This window comes from Haloarcula halobia (genome assembly GCF_029338255.1).
Classification (GTDB): domain Archaea; phylum Halobacteriota; class Halobacteria; order Halobacteriales; family Haloarculaceae; genus Haloarcula; species Haloarcula halobia.
In genome coordinates this window covers 2066946-2082985 of the sequence record NZ_CP119787.1, presented here as the reverse complement: position 1 = coordinate 2082985, position 16040 = coordinate 2066946, and the positions used below count along the sequence as shown (strand labels likewise).

Below are 16040 nucleotides of genomic sequence, written 5' to 3'. Positions count from 1 at the left end.
CCGACAGAGCGATAGTGAGCGACTCCGAGAGCGGGGGTCACGGGTACGACCAGCGCGGCGAGGCGCGGCCGACCGGCCTCCGGGTCACCCTGCGCGCCCTCTGGCGGACGGTGGTCATCGTCTGGCAGTTCGTCCCCCTGGTGCTGGCCTGGGCCCGGGACAGACGCCGGTTCGTCCTCTTTGGCCGGTCGCGCTCCGTGCCGGCGGCCGAGCGGACGCGGCGAGCCCGAGAGCTCAAGACGACGTTCGTCGACCTCGGGCCGGCCTTCATCAAGCTCGGCCAGATGCTCTCGACCCGGCCGGACGCAATCCCACAGGAGTACGTCGACGTCCTCGCGGAACTGCAGGACCGCGTCCCGCCGGACGACTGGGGCGACATCCGGCAGGTCATCGAGGCGGAACTGGGCCCCGTCGACGAGCAGTTCGAGGACTTCGACACGACGCCCATCAGCGGCGCCTCGCTCGGCCAGGTGTACGTCGCCGAGTGCGACGGCGAGACGGTCGCCGTGAAGGTCCTCCGGCCCGGGATCCGCCAGCGGGTCGAATCCGACCTCCGGGTCCTGCGCGCGCTGACGCCGATTCTGACCAGCGGCGCCCCGCCAGGCCAGGCATACACCCTGGAGAACCTCGCCGAGGAGTTCGCGGCGACCATCCGCCGGGAGATGGACTACGGCCACGAGGCGCGGATGCTCCGGGAGATCGGTGCGAACTTCGCGGACAGGGACGACGTGGTGATACCGTCGGTCCTGCCGTCACGGACCACCGACCGCGTCCTCACGATGACCTACGTCGACGGCGTGAAGATAGACGACGTCGACCGACTCGACGAACTCGGCATCGACCGGCGGGCACTGGTACGTCGGCTGGAGGAGGTCTACATCCAGATGATAGTCGAGGACGGCGTCTTCCACGCGGACCCGCACCCGGGGAACCTCGCGGTCCAGCCCGATGGGGCGCTCGTCTTCTACGACTTCGGGATGACCGGCCACCTGGGTGCCCGGACCCGGGCGCAGCTGATGGAGTTCTACGTCGCGCTGGCGACAGACGACGTCGATCGGGTGATGGACGCCTTCGTCGCCATGGGGGCGCTGGACCCGCAGGCGAACCGCGACGTGATGCGCGAGGCCTTCGGGATCGTCATCGAGCAGTTCCGCGGTGAGGACATCAGCCAGTACCGCATCGAGGAACTCGTCGGCCAGTTCGAAGAGCAGTTGTACGAGTTCCCCATGCGACTCCCGCAGGACCTCGCGCTCGTGGTGCGCGTGACGACCGTCCTCGAGGGGGTCTGCCGGTCGCTCGACCCCGAGTTCGACTTCATCGACATCATCACCGAGTACGTGATGGAACAGGGCGCGGCCGACGCAGGCACGGCCGTCCGGGAGGAGGTCCAGACAGCCGCGACGGCCACCGCCCGGGCGATAATCCACACGCCGCCGTCGCTCGAGTCGACCCTGGACACCGCCAGCAGGGAGGGGCTGCCCGTCCGGGCGCTGCTCGCCGACAGCGACGGCCTGACGACGCTGATGGCGCGCCGACTCCTGCTCGGAATCGTCGTGAGCGCCGGCGTGCCCGTCGTGGCGTTCTTCTACACCCGTGGTGACCCCCTCGCCCTCGGGACAGCCGTGACAGTGGCGGCCATCGCCGCAGTCGTACTCCTCGTCTCGTTTCGGCGGCGGCGTGGCCCGCGCCTGTCCCAGCCCCAGTTCACCCGCCACCAGCTCCGCCAGCGGGGGACCGACCCCGACGAGTGAGCGCCGGGCGGTAACCTACAGATCCCCTCGTGTGGCCATCGTCCGAACCCGGTCGGCCCGCTCGCGAATCGCCTCCCGCTCGTCGTCGTCCTTGTCGTCGAGGTGACTGTAGACGAGCCCCATGCGGTGGTTCGACCGCAATCGCTCCTCGTTGCGGTCGAGGAAGTCCCAGTACAGCGCGTTGAACGGACAGGCACCCTCTCCGGTGGTCTTGGTCTTGTAGTAGGGACACCCCGAGCAGTAGTCGCTCATCCGGTCGACGTAGTTCGCCGAGGCGGCGTACGGTTTCGTCGCGAAGACGCCCGCGCCGAACAGCCCCATCTCGACGACGTTCGGCGTCGTCACCCAGTGGAAGGCATCGACGAAGCCCGCGTGGAACCAGCGGTTGAGCTGGACGGGTTCGACGCCGTAGACGAGCCCGAAGTTAGAGAGCAACATCAGGCGCTCGATGTGGTGAGCGTAGCCCCGCGTCCGGACGCCATCGACGACGTCAGCGAGACACGCCATGTCCGTCTCCCCGGTCCAGTAGAACGGCGGCAGGTCCTCCTCGGCGCCGAGCTGGTTCGCCCCGGCGAGGGCGGGCATCTCGCGCCGGTAGACGTGGCGGAGGAACTCGCGCCACCCCAGCACCTGCCTGACGAACCCCTCGACGCTGTTGCGGGGCGCCTCACCGGCCTCGTAGGCCGCGATTGCTCGTTCGACCACCTCTCGCGGTCCGAGCAGCCCGATGTTGATCGACGTCGACAGGAGGCTGTGGCTCATCGCCCACTCCTCGCGGCGCATGGCGTCCTGGTACGGTCCGAACTCTGCGAGGCGGTTCGCGACGAAGTCGTCCAGCGCCCGGACGGCCTGCCGTCGCGTCACCGGCCACCGGAACGGCCCGGGGTCGGCCCAGTCACCGCCGTACGGCGGTTCGTCGTACCCACCCGCACACGTCTGGTCGACCCACACGGCGACCTCCCTGGTCAGCTCGTCCGGTTCGAACGACGGCGGGTCCGGCGCCGTCCAGTCGTCCGGCGGTGTCTCGCGGTTCTGGTCGTCGTAGTTCCACTCGCCGCCGACCGGTCGGTCGCCGTCCATCAGGTACCCCGTCTCGCGGCGCAGGAACCGGTAGAAGTCTTCGTGACGGTAGCCGTCCGCGTCGCCGGCCCACTCGTCGAACTGCGCCGGCGAGCAGACGAACCGCTCGTCGGCGACGAACTCGACAGTCCCGCCGGCGGCCGCAACCAGTTCCGTGAGGCGGTCACGCTCGCGCTCCGTGACCGGTGCCGGCGTCACCAGCTCGTCCCCGGGGTGTGCCTCGAAGTGGGCCTCGAGTGCGTCGGCGAACGTCTCCTCGCGGTAGTAGTCGACGGTCCGCCCAGCGTCGCGGAGTTCGTCACGGAAGTGTCGCATCGCGCTGAACACCAGCGTGAGTTTGTGGGGATGGTAGGGGAGCTTCTGCGCGAACGACGTGGCCTCAACGAGCACGACGCGGTCGTCCGGCCGGTCCGTCAGCGGGCCACGGCGGCGAACGAGGTGGTCACCGCGGAGCCAGACAGTCACGGTGTGATCCTCCGAATCATTACGTCGCCTACGGACGGGATGGTCATCAAACCACGCCACAATCACGTTGGTAACGGTGGTGATACGTATCACGATAAATCGTGACCGAAACGCTCGGAATCGTGCGGTAGAGGGCGTAATGCGCTCGTTTTATCGGTCGGAAAACGCCCCTCTTTTATGTATTGAATCCGTACAGGAGTACGTATGCAACCCAACCTGAATCGACGGACGTTCCTCCGTACTACCGCTGCTGTCTCGGCCGTCTCGATGCTCGCTGGCTGTGGCGGTGATGGCGGTTCGGGCGGTGACGGTGGCGATGGCGGTTCGGGCGGTGACGGTGGCGATGGCGGTTCGGGCGGTGACGGTGGCTCCGGCAGCAGCAGCGCCAGTGACGAGGTCTCGGAGTACCTGAGCGACACCTCGAACTTCGATGGGCAGGTCCAGGACATGACCGGCCAGGGCGAGGTAACGGTCATGGTCGGCGCCGAGGGCAACGGCGGTGCCTTCGCCTACGAACCGGTCGCCATCAAGGTCGGAACGGGAACGACCGTCGTCTGGGAGTGGACCGGCGCGGGCGGCACCCACAACGTCGTCGAAGAGGACGGCGCGTTCGACTCCGGCTCGGCCGTCGCCGAGGAGGGGACGACCTTCGAATACACCTTCGAGGAGGCCGGAACCTACCTCTACCAGTGTGAACCCCACCTCTCACTCGGGATGAAAGGCGCCGTCGTCGTCGAATAGGCACCGTCTCCGCTGGTTTTCTATCCGGGGCTCGAAGGCGGTCACGCCCGTTCCCTCGTCGCGTCCGCTCCCCGCAGCACGGGCGTGGCGGGATTCGAACCACGGTCGGACGTGCTCGCTCCGCTGCGCGCGACCTCCCTGATTAGAATCCCGCCATGCCGGTTCGCTCCCTGCGGTCGATGCACGGGCGTGGCGGGATTCGAACCCGCGATCGAGGGGTTAGGAACCCCTCGCCCTCGTCCACTAGGCCACACGCCCTACCGGGTCGTCGGGGAGCGCGTGAAAAACGCTTTCGCTACCGCTCTCGGCGCCAAAAAGCGGAGGAAGATGGAGCGGAGTTACTTCTCGGTCTCGGTGCTGGTACTGGTCTCGGCGTCGGCTTCGGTGACCTCGGTCGTCTCGGAATCGGCCTCGCCCGTCGCCCCCCCACGCATCTCCTCGAGTTCCTGCTCGACTTCCTCGCGCCCCTTCTGGAACTCGCCCATCGCCTCACCGGTCGACCGTGCGAGTTTGGGAATCTTGTTCGCTCCGAACAGGAGGACGGCGATGAGGAGGATGACCATCATCTCCGTCGTCCCCGGCATGCCGGGGAACAGTGGTACGAATGGTGCTGCCATTGTAACCGGAGTTTACGTGGTTGTTATTATAGTCTTTTTGCAAAAGCCCCGTTCCTGGGCCGCCGTCGATGGATTTTCCGGCGGCAGCGAACCGGCCCACGGCGACGCTATCACCCTCGATCGGTCGGACGCTTTCCCAAGGGCTATCAGCGCCCACCGCGAACGCCCGTCGGACATGATTACTGTCGGTGACACCGCCCCGGACTTCACTGCACCGCTCGCCAACGGCACCGTCGACAAGTTCACGCTCTCGGAGGCCGTCGGCGAACAACCGGTCGTCCTCGCGTTCTTCCCCGCCGCGTTCACCAGCACCTGCAGTCACGAGATGAGCACGTTCCAGGACCGACTCGGCGAGTTCGCGGACACAGGCGCCGACGTCTACGGCGTCAGCATCGATACACCGTTCACCCTCAACGAGTTTCGTGACCAGCTCGGACTCGAGTTCGGTCTGGTAAGCGACACCAACCGCGAGATAGTCGACACCTACGGCATCTCGATGGACTTCGAATCGAGCGGCGTCCGAAACCTCGCCAAGCGAGCGGTGTACGTCGTCGACACGGACCACCGTGTCTCCTATGCCTGGGTCAGCGACGACCCCGGCGTCGAACCGGACTACGACGACGTCCTGGAGGCCGTCCGCGACGACTGACTTCCCGGGAAGCCCTTTTTGCACCGGCCCGTCTCTTCGAGAGTATGAGTAGCGACGATGCCACCCACGGGGGTCGGCGATACGACGAGAACGCCCAGCACGCCTTTCCCGACGGCCGCGTGAACGCGGTGCTCCGCTCGATCGCCGAGAACGAGCGGATACAGACCTACCTCGACGCACAGAACGTCAACCCCGTCAAGCGGATGCGGTACAACGACCACGGCGCGAAACACATCGACATCGTCCGCCACCGGGCACTGTGCCTGTACGACCTCCTCAAGCGAGGCGACGTCGAGTTCAACGGCGCGAGCGATCAGGGGCTCGAGGAAGCCGACGAGGCCGTCATCATCGCGCTCGCCGCCACGCTGCACGACATCGGCCACGTCGTCCACCGGGACTCCCACCCCTACTACTCGATTCCGCTGGCGGCCGACGTCCTCGATGACTTCCTGACCGAGTTCTACGACCTGCCAGAGGCGATCCGCGTGAAGGGGGAAGTGCTCCACGCTATCCTCTGTCACCACACCGAAGAGACTCCCCTGACGCTCGAGGCCGGCGTGGTGCGCGTCGCCGACGCCCTGGACATGGAACATGGCCGCTCTCGGATTCCCTACGAGAGCGGTGGCCGCGGCATCAACACCGTCTCCAGCCAAGCCATCGAGCAGGTAGAGCTGAACCCCGGCGAGGACTCCCCCGTGCTGGTCGAGATAGCGATGAACAACGCGGCCGGCGTCTACCAGGTCGACAACCTCCTGAAGGCGAAGCTGGACCAGTCGGGCCTCGAGGATCACGTGCGTATCGTGGCCATCAACAGCCACGACAACGGCGACCAGATCGTCGAGCGCATCGAACTCTGAACGGGGGCGTGACACAACGATTTTGTAGCCAGGTAACATATACTCCGGCTATGAGTGTCACACCCAAGGGTGGGGGAACGGGTGGGCAAGCCGTACCGCGAGCGGACGCGGACGACCGGTCGCTGACGCGACGGGTGTTGGACGGACTCACGGAGGTGCTTCGACGCGTTCCGGGTGTCCGCCGAGTGGTCACAGAGAGCGACGACGGAGGCGGGGACGAGACGACAGCGGACGCGCTGGCGGACGCGGCCGTCGACCCACCACGAGGGGGGAGCGTCGCCGGACTCCCGGACCGGCGCCGCCCGTTCACGTATCCAGCGCGGAACCGTTCGGAACGAAACGCCGTCGAACTCGTCGGCGAGACGCGCCGGGACACGCTCACCATCACACACCCGGACAATCCGGACGCCTCGATAACCTCCGACGTGTGGGAAGACGTCGAGCGGTGACGGCCCAGCGGGTCTGACACCGATTCGTCGCCGGTTCCACTTTTCACTCTCTACTCGTCGACAGACCGGCCGCACGCGGCGTCTCAGAAAGCGTCCCGACCACGCGGTGCTGTTGCTGGCGGGACCGAGAGGATTCACGACTCCGGCGCAGCTGTTACACTCGTCACCTGCGTTCCTCGCAGAATGCGGCGGCCGGGATTTGAACCCGGGCCATGAGCTTGGAAGGCTCAGGTCCTACCACTAGACCACCGCCGCTCGAGTCGCGCGTCCGTCCACGGGCACGCCGTGTCGCGAACGTACCTGGTCTTACCCGGGTGTCCGTTAAGGGCGTTTCCCTTCCGGTTCGACGACGGCATAGCAGTTCCCGCTCGAAACCTCGAAGTCGACGACGCGAAGCGAACGCGATTCCAGGGCGGCACGGAACTCAGCCGGTGCGTAGATGTGATAGAACCGCGGGACCGTCTCCCCGCCGGGGAGCGTCCAGTCGACGGTCGTATCGAACCCCGTCGCGGCGTCCGCGTCGGCGTCGAAGCGGTCGTGGGCGGTACTCCAGACGCTCACGAGTGCCTCCCCGTCCGGGGCGAGGACACGAGCGAGTTCGTCCAGGCTGGCCGCCCGGTCGGCGTCCGTCGGGAGGTGGTGTAACGTCGCGACGTAGACGGCCAGGGTGACGCTGTCGGCCGCCAGCGGCACCCGCGATGCGTCTCCCTGGACCAGGGCGACGTCGTCGCCCACCCGTTCGTGGGCCGCCGACAGGAGCGCACGGCTCGCGTCGACGCCCACGACGCGGCTCGCGACGTCGGCGAGCAGCGCGGCGTGCCGGCCGTTGCCACACCCGAGGTCGAGCGCGATGTCGACCTCCCGGTCAGTCCCGACGAACGCCGCCACCTCCGGCCAGGCGTACTCCCGGGTCTTCGAGAAGTGCTCGCCGATGGTCTCGTACGTCTCGCGGACGCCGTGGCGGGACCGCTCGTCCATGTCATCGAGTGGGTGAACCGGCGGTTTACGGGTTTCGACAGCGCCGCTCGACAGGGAAGGAGTCACTGCCGCGGCTACGAACCGGCCCGGGAGACGGCCCAGCAGACGACGGGCCTCGGCCCTCGGTGCGTGGGCACTCCTTCCTTACTCGCCGTACGCGTCGGGGTAGGCATCCGCCAGCAGGTCGGGCTCCTCGCGCAGTCGCTCCCGGACGGGGCCGATGACGTCGGAGATCGCCGCCGCGGCCGCGGGCTTGAGGTCCGCGGGGTGGAGCTCGCCGCTCAGGAAGTCCGTCTCGACGGCCTCGTAGGCCTCGTAGACGAGGTCGCCGCCGTACTCCTCGGGCCGTTCGACGACGAAGTCCTCGCCGCGCTCCGCCAACACGGGGAAGACGAGGTGGTCGAGGTACTCCAGGACGCCGTTGTCCTCGAGCTCGCCGGCCGGGCAGTAGGCCTGGCCGATCTTCTCCTCGACCTCGTCGGGCGAGTCGGTGAGGTTCACCTTCGAGGCCTCCTCGGAGGCGCTCATCTTGCCGCCCGAGAGCCCAGAGAGCAGCGGGGCGAACAGACAGACCGGGGCGTCGCCGCCGTGGTCGGGAAGCACCTCCCGGGAGAGCATGTAGATACCGCGCTGGTCGACGCCGCCGTAGGCGATGTCGGCGTCCAGCGCCTTCACGTCGAGCGTCTGCATCAGCGGATAGAGCAGGCCACCCAGTTTCGGGCTCTCGGACTCGCGGACGACCTCGCTGGCGGCGCGCTGGGAGCGCGAGATGGTCGTCTCCGCGGCCATCCGGTACATCTCGAGGGTGTAGTCCTCCTCGAGCTGGAACTCCGTCCCGCGGACGAACTCGACGTCGTCTGGGTCGGCGCCGGCCGCGTCGATCATCGCCTCGATCGCGATCTGGTAGTACTCCGAGCGGGCGTCGAGCAGGTCGAAGGGACTCTTGTTGTCGTCGAGGTGAGCGTGCAGGTCCGCGATGAGGACCGTCACGTCGACGCCGGCCTGCAGGAAGTCCGCGAGCTTGCGCATCGTGGTGAAGTGGCCGATGTGCATCTCGCCGGTCGGGGCGTAGCCGATGTAGGCCGACGGGTCGTCGTCGAGCAGTGCTTCGAGTTCGTCTTCGGTGACGACCTCCTGTGTGTGTCGCGTCACCAGGTCGAGTCGCTCGGCCGTATCCATACGCTCCGGTCCCCGCTCCGGCGAGTAAAACGTTCCGTGTCGCCTCGCCCGGGAGCGGTGCACACAAGTCCGTCCGGCCCAACACGACGGCATGTACACGGGGAAGACGGAGACGGCCTGTTGCCTGTGTGGGAACCCTGACATCGAGACGCGCATCGACCTGCCCCCGCGCGCCGTCCCGCTGCTGAAACACTCGGAGGCCATCGCCTGGCGCGACATCGTCGGCGAGGTGTCCATCTACTTCTGTGAGCGTGACTGGGAGACCGTCCGTGACCTGGTGCTGGAGACCGGAATGAGCCCGCTCTCCCGGTGTAACGTCGCCCACGCCTCCTTCGACCTGCGCGAGGACTTCGAGGCGCTGCTGAACGACGTACGGGACGAACCGGACCACAGCGACCTCGAGCGCGAGATGCGCGAGTCGGCCACAGCGGTCCTCTCGGACCCGGAGGACCCGTACGTCGACGAGCGCGACCTGGTGGAGGCACGCGTCGTCACGTGGGCCTTCGAGGACACGCTGGTCGAGTCCTGAATCTGACGGCAGGCTGACAGGGGTAGACGATACCCAAACTGCTTAGTGTACCCGACGCAGACCGGTAGCACAATGTCTGTACGCGTAGGCGTTCTCGGCGCGACCGGGGCAGTGGGACAGCGACTCATCCAGTTGCTCGACCCGCACCCCGAGTTCGAGATCGCCGCACTGACCGCGAGCGAATCGAGCGCCGGGAAGACCTACAAGGAGGCCGCGAAGTGGCGTGTCAACTCCCCCATCCCGGAGGACGTCGCCGAAATCGAGGTCGGCGCGACGACCCCTGAAGACGTCCCCGACGACGTCGACCTCATCTTCTCGTCGCTCCCCTCGAGCGTCGGGGCCGAGGTCGAACCCGACTTCTGCGAGGCGGGCTACGTCGTCTCCTCGAACTCCTCGAACGGCCGGATGGACCCCGACGTCCCGCTGACCATCCCCGAGATCAACGCCGACCACGTCGACCTCATCGAGGTCCAGCGTGACGAGCGCGGGTGGGACGGCGCGCTCCTGAAGAACCCCAACTGCTCGACCATCACGATGGTCCCGCCGCTGGCCGCTCTCGATAAGGCCTTCGGCCTGACCGATGTCAACGTCTCGACCCTGCAGGCCGTCTCGGGCGCGGGCTACTCCGGCGTCACGTCGATGGAGATCATCGACAACGCCATCCCGTACATCGGCGGCGAGGAGGAGAAGATGGAGACCGAGTCCCGCAAACTGCTGGGCTCGTTCGACGGCGCGGAGGTCTCCCTCCACGACATGGACGTCGCCGCATCGTGTAACCGCATCGCGACGCTTGACGGCCACCTCGAGAACGTCTGGGCCGACACGGCCGCGGACGTCACCGCCGCAGACGCAGAGGGCGCGATGACCGAGGTCACCGGCATCGACCTCCCGTCCTCGCCCGACCAGCTCATCACCGTCTTCGAGGAACCGGACCGCCCACAGCCCCGACTCGACCGGAACGTCGAGGACGGGATGGGCGTCGCCGTCGGCGGGTTCCAGGGGACGACGAAGGGCGTCCAGTTCAACTGCCTGGCGCACAACACGATGCGCGGTGCCGCCGGTGCGAGCATCCTGAACGGCGAACTCCTGAAACAGCGCGGCTACCTGTAAGGAGCCGACACACTCGGACGTTTCGAGGGACCAGGGTCGGAGCGGCGCGTCTCGCCGGTCGACGCCCCCTCAGAGGTCGACCTGGTTTTGCAGGTCGTCCCAGGTCCCGGTCTCCTCGTGACGGCGGACGTTCTCCGCGACGATGTCGGCCAGGCGCTGGAAGTACGATTCGGTGTGGCCCGCGTTGTGGGGCGTGATGAGCACGTTGTCGAAGTCCCAGAGCGGGTGGTCGTTGGGGAGCGGTTCGGGATCGGTGACGTCCAGCGCCGCGCCCCCGATGTTGTTGTGCCGGAGCGCGTCGACCAGCGCGTCCGTCTCGACGACGGGCCCACGGGCGACGTTCGAGACGACGGCCGACGGCCGCATCGTCTCGAAGACGTCGGCATCGAAGAGGTGTCGCGTGGTCTCGGTCAGGGGACACGCGATGCCGACGTACTCGGCGTCGACGACGGCGTCGTGTATCTCGTCGAAGCCGTAGACCTCGTCGGTCGGGCCACCCTTCTCCGGCGAGTACCGGACGCCGACGGTGTCGACGCCGAACCCGCCCAAGCGGTCGACGATGGCCTGGCCGATGGCCCCGAGACCGACGACACAGACGGTACTTCCCGCGAAGTCCGTAGAGGGGAACGACTGCCAGACGTGGTCCTGCTGTTGGTCCCGGGCGGTGAAAAAGCCACGAGCGAACGCAAGCCAGTTCCCGATGACGTGCTCGGCGATGTTCGGTCCGTGGACGCCCGAAGCGGTCGTCAGCGCGATCCCGTGGGCTGCCAGTTCCGAGAGCGGCAGGTGGTCGTAGCCGGCGTAGATGTTGGCGAACAGTTCGAGGGACTCGGCCCTGTCGAGGACCGCATCGGGGAGCGCAACGCCGGTCAGTACCGTCGCGTCGGAGACCAGCTCCCGTTCCTCGTCCGGGGTCCGGGCGACGGCGACGTCGTAGTCCGGAAGACGCTCTCTGAGGGCGGTCACGTACCGGTCGAGAGGTATCCCGTGGATGTTGTGTCGCATCACGAGGATGTCCGTCATCGTGGCCTCCGTGCGTCGGTATCGTGCATAGGTGGCCTGCTCACCGGACTGGCAAAATTGTGGCGGCGAACGGCGGCGAGACGAGCACTCGAGCGGTCCGAGACAATAGGTTTTAGCCACCGGGGCGGCACGACTGTGCGTATGGAAGACGTAGACGTCGCTATCGTCGGCGGCGGCCCGGCCGGGTCCGCTGCGGCCCGGGCCGCGGCCGCCCACAGCGCCGACGCTGTGGTCCTGGAGAAGGGGGTCCCCAGGGCCGACCGCGAAGGGTTGGGTCCGGACTCGACGGACGCGGCCGGACTGCTGGATTACTGGCTCGACATCATGGAGTTCGAGCCCGGCGAGTTCCCCGAGGACGTGGTCTTGAGCGAACTCGAGGGCGCGAGGTTCTACGGCCCCGACAGCGAACTGGAGCTGACCGAGACGGGCATCGACGCCACCTACGACGGGTTCGGATTCACGTTCCACCGGGCGAAGTTCGACGACTGGCTCCGCGAGCGTGCCCTCGAGGCCGGGGCGGACTACCGGACGGGCGTCAGCGTCACCGGCGTCGAGTCGGACCTCTCCCGGACGCCACGCCACACGGTCACCCTCGCAGACGGCGAGAATCTCAGAGCCGACGCGGTCGTGCTGGCCGACGGGCCACAGCGCACCGTGACCAGCGGGACGCTCGACCAGTTCCTCCCCGACGGGCGCTCGATGGCAGAGATTCTCCCCTCGACGTCGGCCAACCACATCGCCTACCAGGAACACCGCCGGATGCCCGAGGAGCTGTTCGACCCGGAGTTCATCGAGTTCTGGTGGGGTATCATGCCCGGCCACACGGCCTATCCCTGGATCTTCCCGAACGACCCGCCGGTGGCTCGCATCGGCCTGACGATGCCAATCGGCCTCGACATCGGGGATTACGACAAGCGCGAGTGGGACCTGCTGCGTCACGAGGACGATGGCATCCCCCGCGGGAACGAGTATGTGAGACGCCTCCTCGAACGGCAGTTCCCCGACTACGACCTCGCCGATTTCCCGCTCGTCGAGGACCGGGGCAAGTCCGGCGGGACGGAGACCTACCCCATCTCCTCGACACGCCCCATCGAATCCCCCTGCCGGGCGGGCATCGCCGTCACTGGCGGGGCGATGGGCGCGACGTCGGCGTTCCACGAGGGCGGCGACCACGTCGCTGTCCGGACCGGGAAAATCGCCGGTCGCCTCGCCGCTCAGGGGCGTCTCGACCGCTACAACGACGAGTGGCACGCCGCCATCGGTGACGAGATCCTCCGCAACGTCACCTTCGCCGACATGGTCCGTGATTGGCGCCCGGCGGACTGGGACCGCGCCTTCGCCACCGCCAATGCCCTGATGGACACCCGCGGTATCAAGGCCGACGCGGCCCTCAGAGGCGGCTACTACGGCCTGAAGATGGTTGTGACGTACAAGTGGGGTAAGTTCGGTTACCGGAACGGCCGGTACGTCCAGTTGCGCGAGTCGGACTACACCGTATAGGGCCACGCGAAGCCGGCCCGGACCCGAACGCCACGCTTAGGTGTACCGACACGGTACCGTCGAGCACGTGCCTTCAATCCCCGGCCGAGGCCCGACATCGGGACGATGACAGACCGGAGAACCCGGGCGCGTGACACAGCGGACCCGTCGCCGTGAGGCGACCGCCCGGCACGAGGGTTTGTCGGCTGACCTGGCACACCGCCCAGGATGATGCCGGACGTTAGTGTTCCGGGCGATAATTTCAGTATGATATTTAGATAACTTCAAAATAATATGGACTACAACGGATTTCTTGAGGAGAGGTAACATTTAACATAGTCGCTGGTACATTTCGAGAGTAGCGTTCCACGGGGTCAGTAGCTGATTGGAGAGGTAGCCATCTTACGGAACGCAACAGGAGCCGAACTATGAGTGAAGACAGCTCAGCAGAACAAAAGGAACTGGTCCGTGAGCTCTATCAAACGCTCTACGAGAAGCAGTCATTCGATGTAGTCCCGGAGTTCTACGCATCGGGAGCAACCCGCCACGGTGGCCTGCAGGGAAGTATTGAGGGCCGCGAAGCGCTTCAAGGATACCTGCAGGGAGCCCTCGGTGGGTTCTCCGACATCGAGATCACGGAACTACACTGTCTGGTCGAGGACGACATCGTCGCCTACGACTTCGAGATGGCTATGACTCATTCAGGGGAGATGCTGGGAATTCCCGCAACGGGGAATCGCTTCGAGATAACCAATGCGGCCCTGTTCCGAATTAATGATGGGTATGTCGTTGACGAGTGGCCACGGACAGATATGTTGGGGCTTATGGAAGGCATTGGTGCCGTCGAACTCCCGTTTTGACACCCCTCTTGGGTGTTACTTTTTTCCGTTGCGTTGTTCCAAATGTAATGTACCGGGAACATACAGCGCGTCCGAAGTCGTTTTTGCGTCGCCAAATTCAATCGGTTGGTCCGGGGAACTGAGCGAACCGAGATCGCGCTCATCTAAGGTCCCAGAGGCGTTTGTAATCTGTTGTAACCGCTTGGCATCCAGCCGATACCGTCGGTCTGTTTCCGTCCGTCCGGCGACTTTCAGCCCATTAGCATCCAAAAGCAGATTCAGAGAGAGAGAGTGCTTACTGTTGTTCCCACACGGCTCTGAAGGATAGCGTCAGGCGTCAGTCCAATGACGGTATTCAATATTCTGGTTCCGATGGTTTGGCGGGCAGCGCCGGTCAGTTCCAACTCCGTCCCATCGGTCGCTTCCATCTCAACACTGAAACGCTTGTCACTGAGGTCACAAGTAATGGTAGCACCATTCACCCGGTCGAAATCATGGTACTTCTGGACTTCCTCTGCGGCTGGTTCAGGGTCAGTATAGAGAATCCGTTCTCCATCCGGCGTGATAATCCACAGTTCGGTGTACTCATTGAACTGAGTCGGTGTATCGGTGAATGCGAGGAGCCAAAAACAGTAGCCGCTCTCGAAGCAAAGTCCCGGAACGAAGGTGCCAGCGAATCCACCGAGCGTTCCGCTCTTCTGTGTGGCTGACTGACTATCCGCGACTGTTGAAGATTCTGCGGTGGTCATGTATGGTATATGGTAACAACAAACGACGACATAAGTAATAAAAATGTGCGTCAGTCCGCCAATGATCGGCCTGTACTGAGCAGATACCACTCATACGATTTCACTTTCACTAGGCCTACTAGTAGATTTTCGCTCGGTAGTGTTGCGGGCGTACATCTCAGAACTACCGGAGATACGTCTCCAGCGAATCGACGACGCGGTCCACGAATTCGTCAGTGACTCGACCCTGCCACGCAACAATGTCCTCGCTCCGGGGTGAGTGGACCGCCCATGGCGAGACGAACGACTCTCGTGGAACGCCGCCGACTTCCCAGATGTCCTCACTGAGCGGAAGCGAGTCGTCGTATTCCTTCGTAGAGATAGCGACCGCAATGTGTTGCTCGTCGGCGAACGGGTGGGTACTGGTGTTCACGACGAGCCACGGACGCTGACGCTCGGTACCGTGTTTGAATGGATCGGTACTCCTGACGACATCGCCGCGTTCCGGCTCCATCGATTACCCGTCCTCGCTCGAATCCTGTTCGCTCGGATGGGTTTGGTCAGGAGCGACAGCGTCCCAATCCGCTGAATCGATCCCACCGTCGGCTTCGTCAAGCCGTCTGCTCACGTCGTGGAGGTCGTACGCGGCAGTGACTCGCTGTTCGTCCTCCGCGATTGCCCAGTACTGACCACGGTGACGGACGAGATCGCGCTCTTTCAGTCGCGTGAGTGCTGTGCCGACCGTGTTCGGATCTTCGTCGATAGCGGTCGCAATCTCTGACCGGGTGAACGCTGCGTCCCGATGCGTGTGGAGGTACGTGATCACCTGCTCGGGCACGCTCGGCCCCTCCGGCAAGTCCCCCGATTCGAACTCGTCGATACTCACGGGCATACGGAGGAATTAGAGTGCTGATGTAATGAATGTACTGCTGTACTTCGCGTACGGGCTCACTAGTAGATCCTCGTCCGGTAGTGTTCCGGGCGTACATTTTCGAACTGAGTTCCAGCGGCGGTCGCGCGAATCCCCGCGTGGAAAGCTACATTTTCTCCCCACCCGTTGGCGCGGACGATGAGTGATCGGCTCTGGTATCCGTCCGCCAAGGACATCGTCGATATCCACGACGATATCGTCTCCGAATACCCGGATACCAGCCCTGGCGTCCGGAACCGGGGTGACGTTGAGTTCGCACTTGAGTACGTCGAGGAAGGGAGCTTCGGGTCGGTTCCAGAGACGGTTCACGAGAAGGCGTTTCACCTGCTTCGGCTTCTCGTCGCCAACCATCCGTTCGTGGACGGAAACAAGCGCACCGCACTCAACGTGGTGGTCGTATTCTATCTGCTCAACGGCTATCGCTTCGATTACGACGACGAAATCAGAGAGATACTGGTGGAGTTCGGCACCGACGAGAAGGCAGTCGATGAGGACGACGTGCTCGAATATCTTCGAGCACACACGACAGACGTTGATTTGAACGAAGTGGTCGAACGATGGCGAGGCGACCTCGTCGAGTATGGACTTGATCAGTTGTCCGACGAATCATCGGACCCGAACGATTAACCGGATTC

The 16040-nt window shown here is 65.1% G+C and carries 18 protein-coding genes and 2 tRNA genes; 10 read left to right on the top strand and 10 right to left on the bottom strand.

What is annotated here, in order from left to right; translation table 11 throughout:
* Nucleotides 1-14: 14 nt before the first annotated feature.
* A complete protein-coding gene (locus P1K88_RS11040) occupies nucleotides 15-1751 on the top strand; it encodes an ABC1 kinase family protein (protein WP_276410227.1) in 1737 nt (578 codons plus the stop codon).
* A gap of 15 nt (nucleotides 1752-1766) precedes the next feature.
* Here P1K88_RS11040 and P1K88_RS11035 read toward each other — a convergent pair whose 3' ends face one another.
* Nucleotides 1767-3296 (bottom strand): cryptochrome/photolyase family protein, encoded by a 1530-nt coding sequence (locus P1K88_RS11035; RefSeq protein WP_276410226.1) that lies wholly within the window; start codon nucleotides 3294-3296, stop codon nucleotides 1767-1769.
* 204 nt (nucleotides 3297-3500) lie between these two features.
* On the opposite strand from P1K88_RS11035, the gene P1K88_RS11030 reads away from it, so the two are divergent.
* Entirely contained in the window at nucleotides 3501-4037 is a 537-nt protein-coding gene (locus tag P1K88_RS11030; protein ID WP_276410225.1) for a halocyanin domain-containing protein, read from the top strand.
* Nucleotides 4038-4221: 184 nt separating this feature from the next.
* Here P1K88_RS11030 and P1K88_RS11025 read toward each other — a convergent pair.
* Both P1K88_RS11025 and P1K88_RS11020 read right to left on the bottom strand, forming a co-directional pair.
* Nucleotides 4222-4295: transfer RNA gene (locus tag P1K88_RS11025), tRNA-Arg, on the bottom strand.
* Nucleotides 4296-4375: 80 nt separating this feature from the next.
* Nucleotides 4376-4621, bottom strand: coding sequence for a twin-arginine translocase TatA/TatE family subunit (locus P1K88_RS11020; RefSeq protein WP_276414141.1), 246 nt, complete (start codon nucleotides 4619-4621; stop codon nucleotides 4376-4378).
* Nucleotides 4622-4829: 208 nt separating this feature from the next.
* Here P1K88_RS11020 and P1K88_RS11015 point away from each other — a divergent pair, with 208 nt between their 5' ends.
* Genes P1K88_RS11015 through P1K88_RS11005 form a run of 3 tightly spaced genes read left to right on the top strand, consistent with a single transcriptional unit; the run spans nucleotide 4830 to nucleotide 6609 of the window.
* Nucleotides 4830-5303, top strand: a complete 474-nt coding sequence (locus P1K88_RS11015; protein ID WP_276410224.1) for a redoxin domain-containing protein — start codon at nucleotides 4830-4832, stop codon at nucleotides 5301-5303.
* A 44-nt stretch (nucleotides 5304-5347) separates the two neighbouring features.
* Nucleotides 5348-6160, top strand: a complete 813-nt coding sequence (locus P1K88_RS11010; protein WP_276410223.1) for an HD domain-containing protein — start codon at nucleotides 5348-5350, stop codon at nucleotides 6158-6160.
* Between the two features lie 50 nt (nucleotides 6161-6210).
* Complete coding sequence (locus P1K88_RS11005) at nucleotides 6211-6609, top strand: hypothetical protein (RefSeq protein WP_276410222.1); 399 nt, start codon at nucleotides 6211-6213, stop codon at nucleotides 6607-6609.
* A gap of 184 nt (nucleotides 6610-6793) precedes the next feature.
* On the opposite strand, the gene P1K88_RS11000 is transcribed toward P1K88_RS11005, so the two are convergent.
* The 3 genes from P1K88_RS11000 to P1K88_RS10990 all read right to left on the bottom strand — a co-directional run bounded on the left by P1K88_RS11000 (nucleotide 6794) and on the right by P1K88_RS10990 (nucleotide 8766).
* Nucleotides 6794-6864 (bottom strand) — tRNA-Gly (locus tag P1K88_RS11000).
* A 66-nt stretch (nucleotides 6865-6930) separates the two neighbouring features.
* Nucleotides 6931-7587: a class I SAM-dependent methyltransferase gene (locus P1K88_RS10995; RefSeq protein WP_276410221.1), complete on the bottom strand. Its 657-nt coding sequence runs from the start codon at nucleotides 7585-7587 to the stop codon at nucleotides 6931-6933.
* A 144-nt stretch (nucleotides 7588-7731) separates the two neighbouring features.
* Nucleotides 7732-8766 (bottom strand): tyrosine--tRNA ligase, encoded by a 1035-nt coding sequence (locus tag P1K88_RS10990; protein ID WP_276410220.1) that lies wholly within the window; start codon nucleotides 8764-8766, stop codon nucleotides 7732-7734.
* Between the two features lie 91 nt (nucleotides 8767-8857).
* Here P1K88_RS10990 and P1K88_RS10985 point away from each other — a divergent pair, with 91 nt between their 5' ends.
* On the top strand, nucleotides 8858-9295 hold the full coding sequence (locus P1K88_RS10985) for a DUF7960 family protein (protein WP_276410219.1): 438 nt from the start codon (nucleotides 8858-8860) through the stop codon (nucleotides 9293-9295).
* A gap of 72 nt (nucleotides 9296-9367) precedes the next feature.
* Nucleotides 9368-10405: an aspartate-semialdehyde dehydrogenase gene (gene asd / locus P1K88_RS10980; RefSeq protein WP_276410218.1), complete on the top strand. Its 1038-nt coding sequence runs from the start codon at nucleotides 9368-9370 to the stop codon at nucleotides 10403-10405.
* Nucleotides 10406-10474: 69 nt separating this feature from the next.
* Here the strand turns inward: asd and P1K88_RS10975 are convergent, their stop codons facing one another.
* Nucleotides 10475-11428 carry a D-2-hydroxyacid dehydrogenase gene (locus P1K88_RS10975; protein ID WP_276410217.1) on the bottom strand — a complete coding sequence of 318 codons (954 nt, stop codon included), beginning with the start codon at nucleotides 11426-11428 and terminating at the stop codon, nucleotides 10475-10477.
* 141 nt (nucleotides 11429-11569) lie between these two features.
* Here P1K88_RS10975 and P1K88_RS10970 point away from each other — a divergent pair, with 141 nt between their 5' ends.
* Nucleotides 11570-12928, top strand: a complete 1359-nt coding sequence (locus P1K88_RS10970; protein ID WP_276410216.1) for an NAD(P)/FAD-dependent oxidoreductase — start codon at nucleotides 11570-11572, stop codon at nucleotides 12926-12928.
* A gap of 407 nt (nucleotides 12929-13335) precedes the next feature.
* Complete coding sequence (locus P1K88_RS10965) at nucleotides 13336-13767, top strand: ester cyclase (RefSeq protein WP_276410215.1); 432 nt, start codon at nucleotides 13336-13338, stop codon at nucleotides 13765-13767.
* Nucleotides 13768-14024: 257 nt separating this feature from the next.
* Here the strand turns inward: P1K88_RS10965 and P1K88_RS10960 are convergent, their stop codons facing one another.
* From P1K88_RS10960 to P1K88_RS10950, 3 genes are all read right to left on the bottom strand, one after another.
* Complete coding sequence (locus P1K88_RS10960) at nucleotides 14025-14495, bottom strand: hypothetical protein (RefSeq protein WP_276410214.1); 471 nt, start codon at nucleotides 14493-14495, stop codon at nucleotides 14025-14027.
* A 163-nt stretch (nucleotides 14496-14658) separates the two neighbouring features.
* Nucleotides 14659-14988, bottom strand: coding sequence for a hypothetical protein (locus P1K88_RS10955; RefSeq protein WP_276410213.1), 330 nt, complete (start codon nucleotides 14986-14988; stop codon nucleotides 14659-14661).
* Nucleotides 14989-14991: 3 nt separating this feature from the next.
* A complete protein-coding gene (locus tag P1K88_RS10950; protein ID WP_276410212.1) occupies nucleotides 14992-15366 on the bottom strand; it encodes a hypothetical protein in 375 nt (124 codons plus the stop codon).
* A gap of 177 nt (nucleotides 15367-15543) precedes the next feature.
* Here P1K88_RS10950 and P1K88_RS10945 point away from each other — a divergent pair, with 177 nt between their 5' ends.
* A complete protein-coding gene (locus P1K88_RS10945; RefSeq protein ID WP_276410211.1) occupies nucleotides 15544-16032 on the top strand; it encodes a type II toxin-antitoxin system death-on-curing family toxin in 489 nt (162 codons plus the stop codon).
* Nucleotides 16033-16040: the final 8 nt, after the last annotated feature.

Bases quoted from the DNA above. Each gene is read 5' to 3' on its own strand.
- P1K88_RS11030 (WP_276410225.1), top strand. From the start codon at position 3,501: ATGCAACCCAACCTGAATCGACGGACGTTCCTCCGTACTACCGCTGCT.
- P1K88_RS11020 (WP_276414141.1), bottom strand. From the start codon at position 4,621: ATGCCGGGGACGACGGAGATGATGGTCATCCTCCTCATCGCCGTCCTC.
- P1K88_RS11015 (WP_276410224.1), top strand. From the start codon at position 4,830: ATGATTACTGTCGGTGACACCGCCCCGGACTTCACTGCACCGCTCGCC.
- P1K88_RS11010 (WP_276410223.1), top strand. From the start codon at position 5,348: ATGAGTAGCGACGATGCCACCCACGGGGGTCGGCGATACGACGAGAAC.
- P1K88_RS11005 (WP_276410222.1), top strand. From the start codon at position 6,211: ATGAGTGTCACACCCAAGGGTGGGGGAACGGGTGGGCAAGCCGTACCG.
- P1K88_RS10995 (WP_276410221.1), bottom strand. From the start codon at position 7,587: ATGGACGAGCGGTCCCGCCACGGCGTCCGCGAGACGTACGAGACCATC.
- P1K88_RS10990 (WP_276410220.1), bottom strand. From the start codon at position 8,766: ATGGATACGGCCGAGCGACTCGACCTGGTGACGCGACACACACAGGAG.
- P1K88_RS10985 (WP_276410219.1), top strand. From the start codon at position 8,858: ATGTACACGGGGAAGACGGAGACGGCCTGTTGCCTGTGTGGGAACCCT.
- asd (WP_276410218.1), top strand. From the start codon at position 9,368: ATGTCTGTACGCGTAGGCGTTCTCGGCGCGACCGGGGCAGTGGGACAG.
- P1K88_RS10975 (WP_276410217.1), bottom strand. From the start codon at position 11,428: ATGACGGACATCCTCGTGATGCGACACAACATCCACGGGATACCTCTC.
- P1K88_RS10970 (WP_276410216.1), top strand. From the start codon at position 11,570: ATGGAAGACGTAGACGTCGCTATCGTCGGCGGCGGCCCGGCCGGGTCC.
- P1K88_RS10965 (WP_276410215.1), top strand. From the start codon at position 13,336: ATGAGTGAAGACAGCTCAGCAGAACAAAAGGAACTGGTCCGTGAGCTC.
- P1K88_RS10960 (WP_276410214.1), bottom strand. From the start codon at position 14,495: ATGACCACCGCAGAATCTTCAACAGTCGCGGATAGTCAGTCAGCCACA.
- P1K88_RS10955 (WP_276410213.1), bottom strand. From the start codon at position 14,988: ATGGAGCCGGAACGCGGCGATGTCGTCAGGAGTACCGATCCATTCAAA.
- P1K88_RS10950 (WP_276410212.1), bottom strand. From the start codon at position 15,366: ATGCCCGTGAGTATCGACGAGTTCGAATCGGGGGACTTGCCGGAGGGG.
- P1K88_RS10945 (WP_276410211.1), top strand. From the start codon at position 15,544: ATGAGTGATCGGCTCTGGTATCCGTCCGCCAAGGACATCGTCGATATC.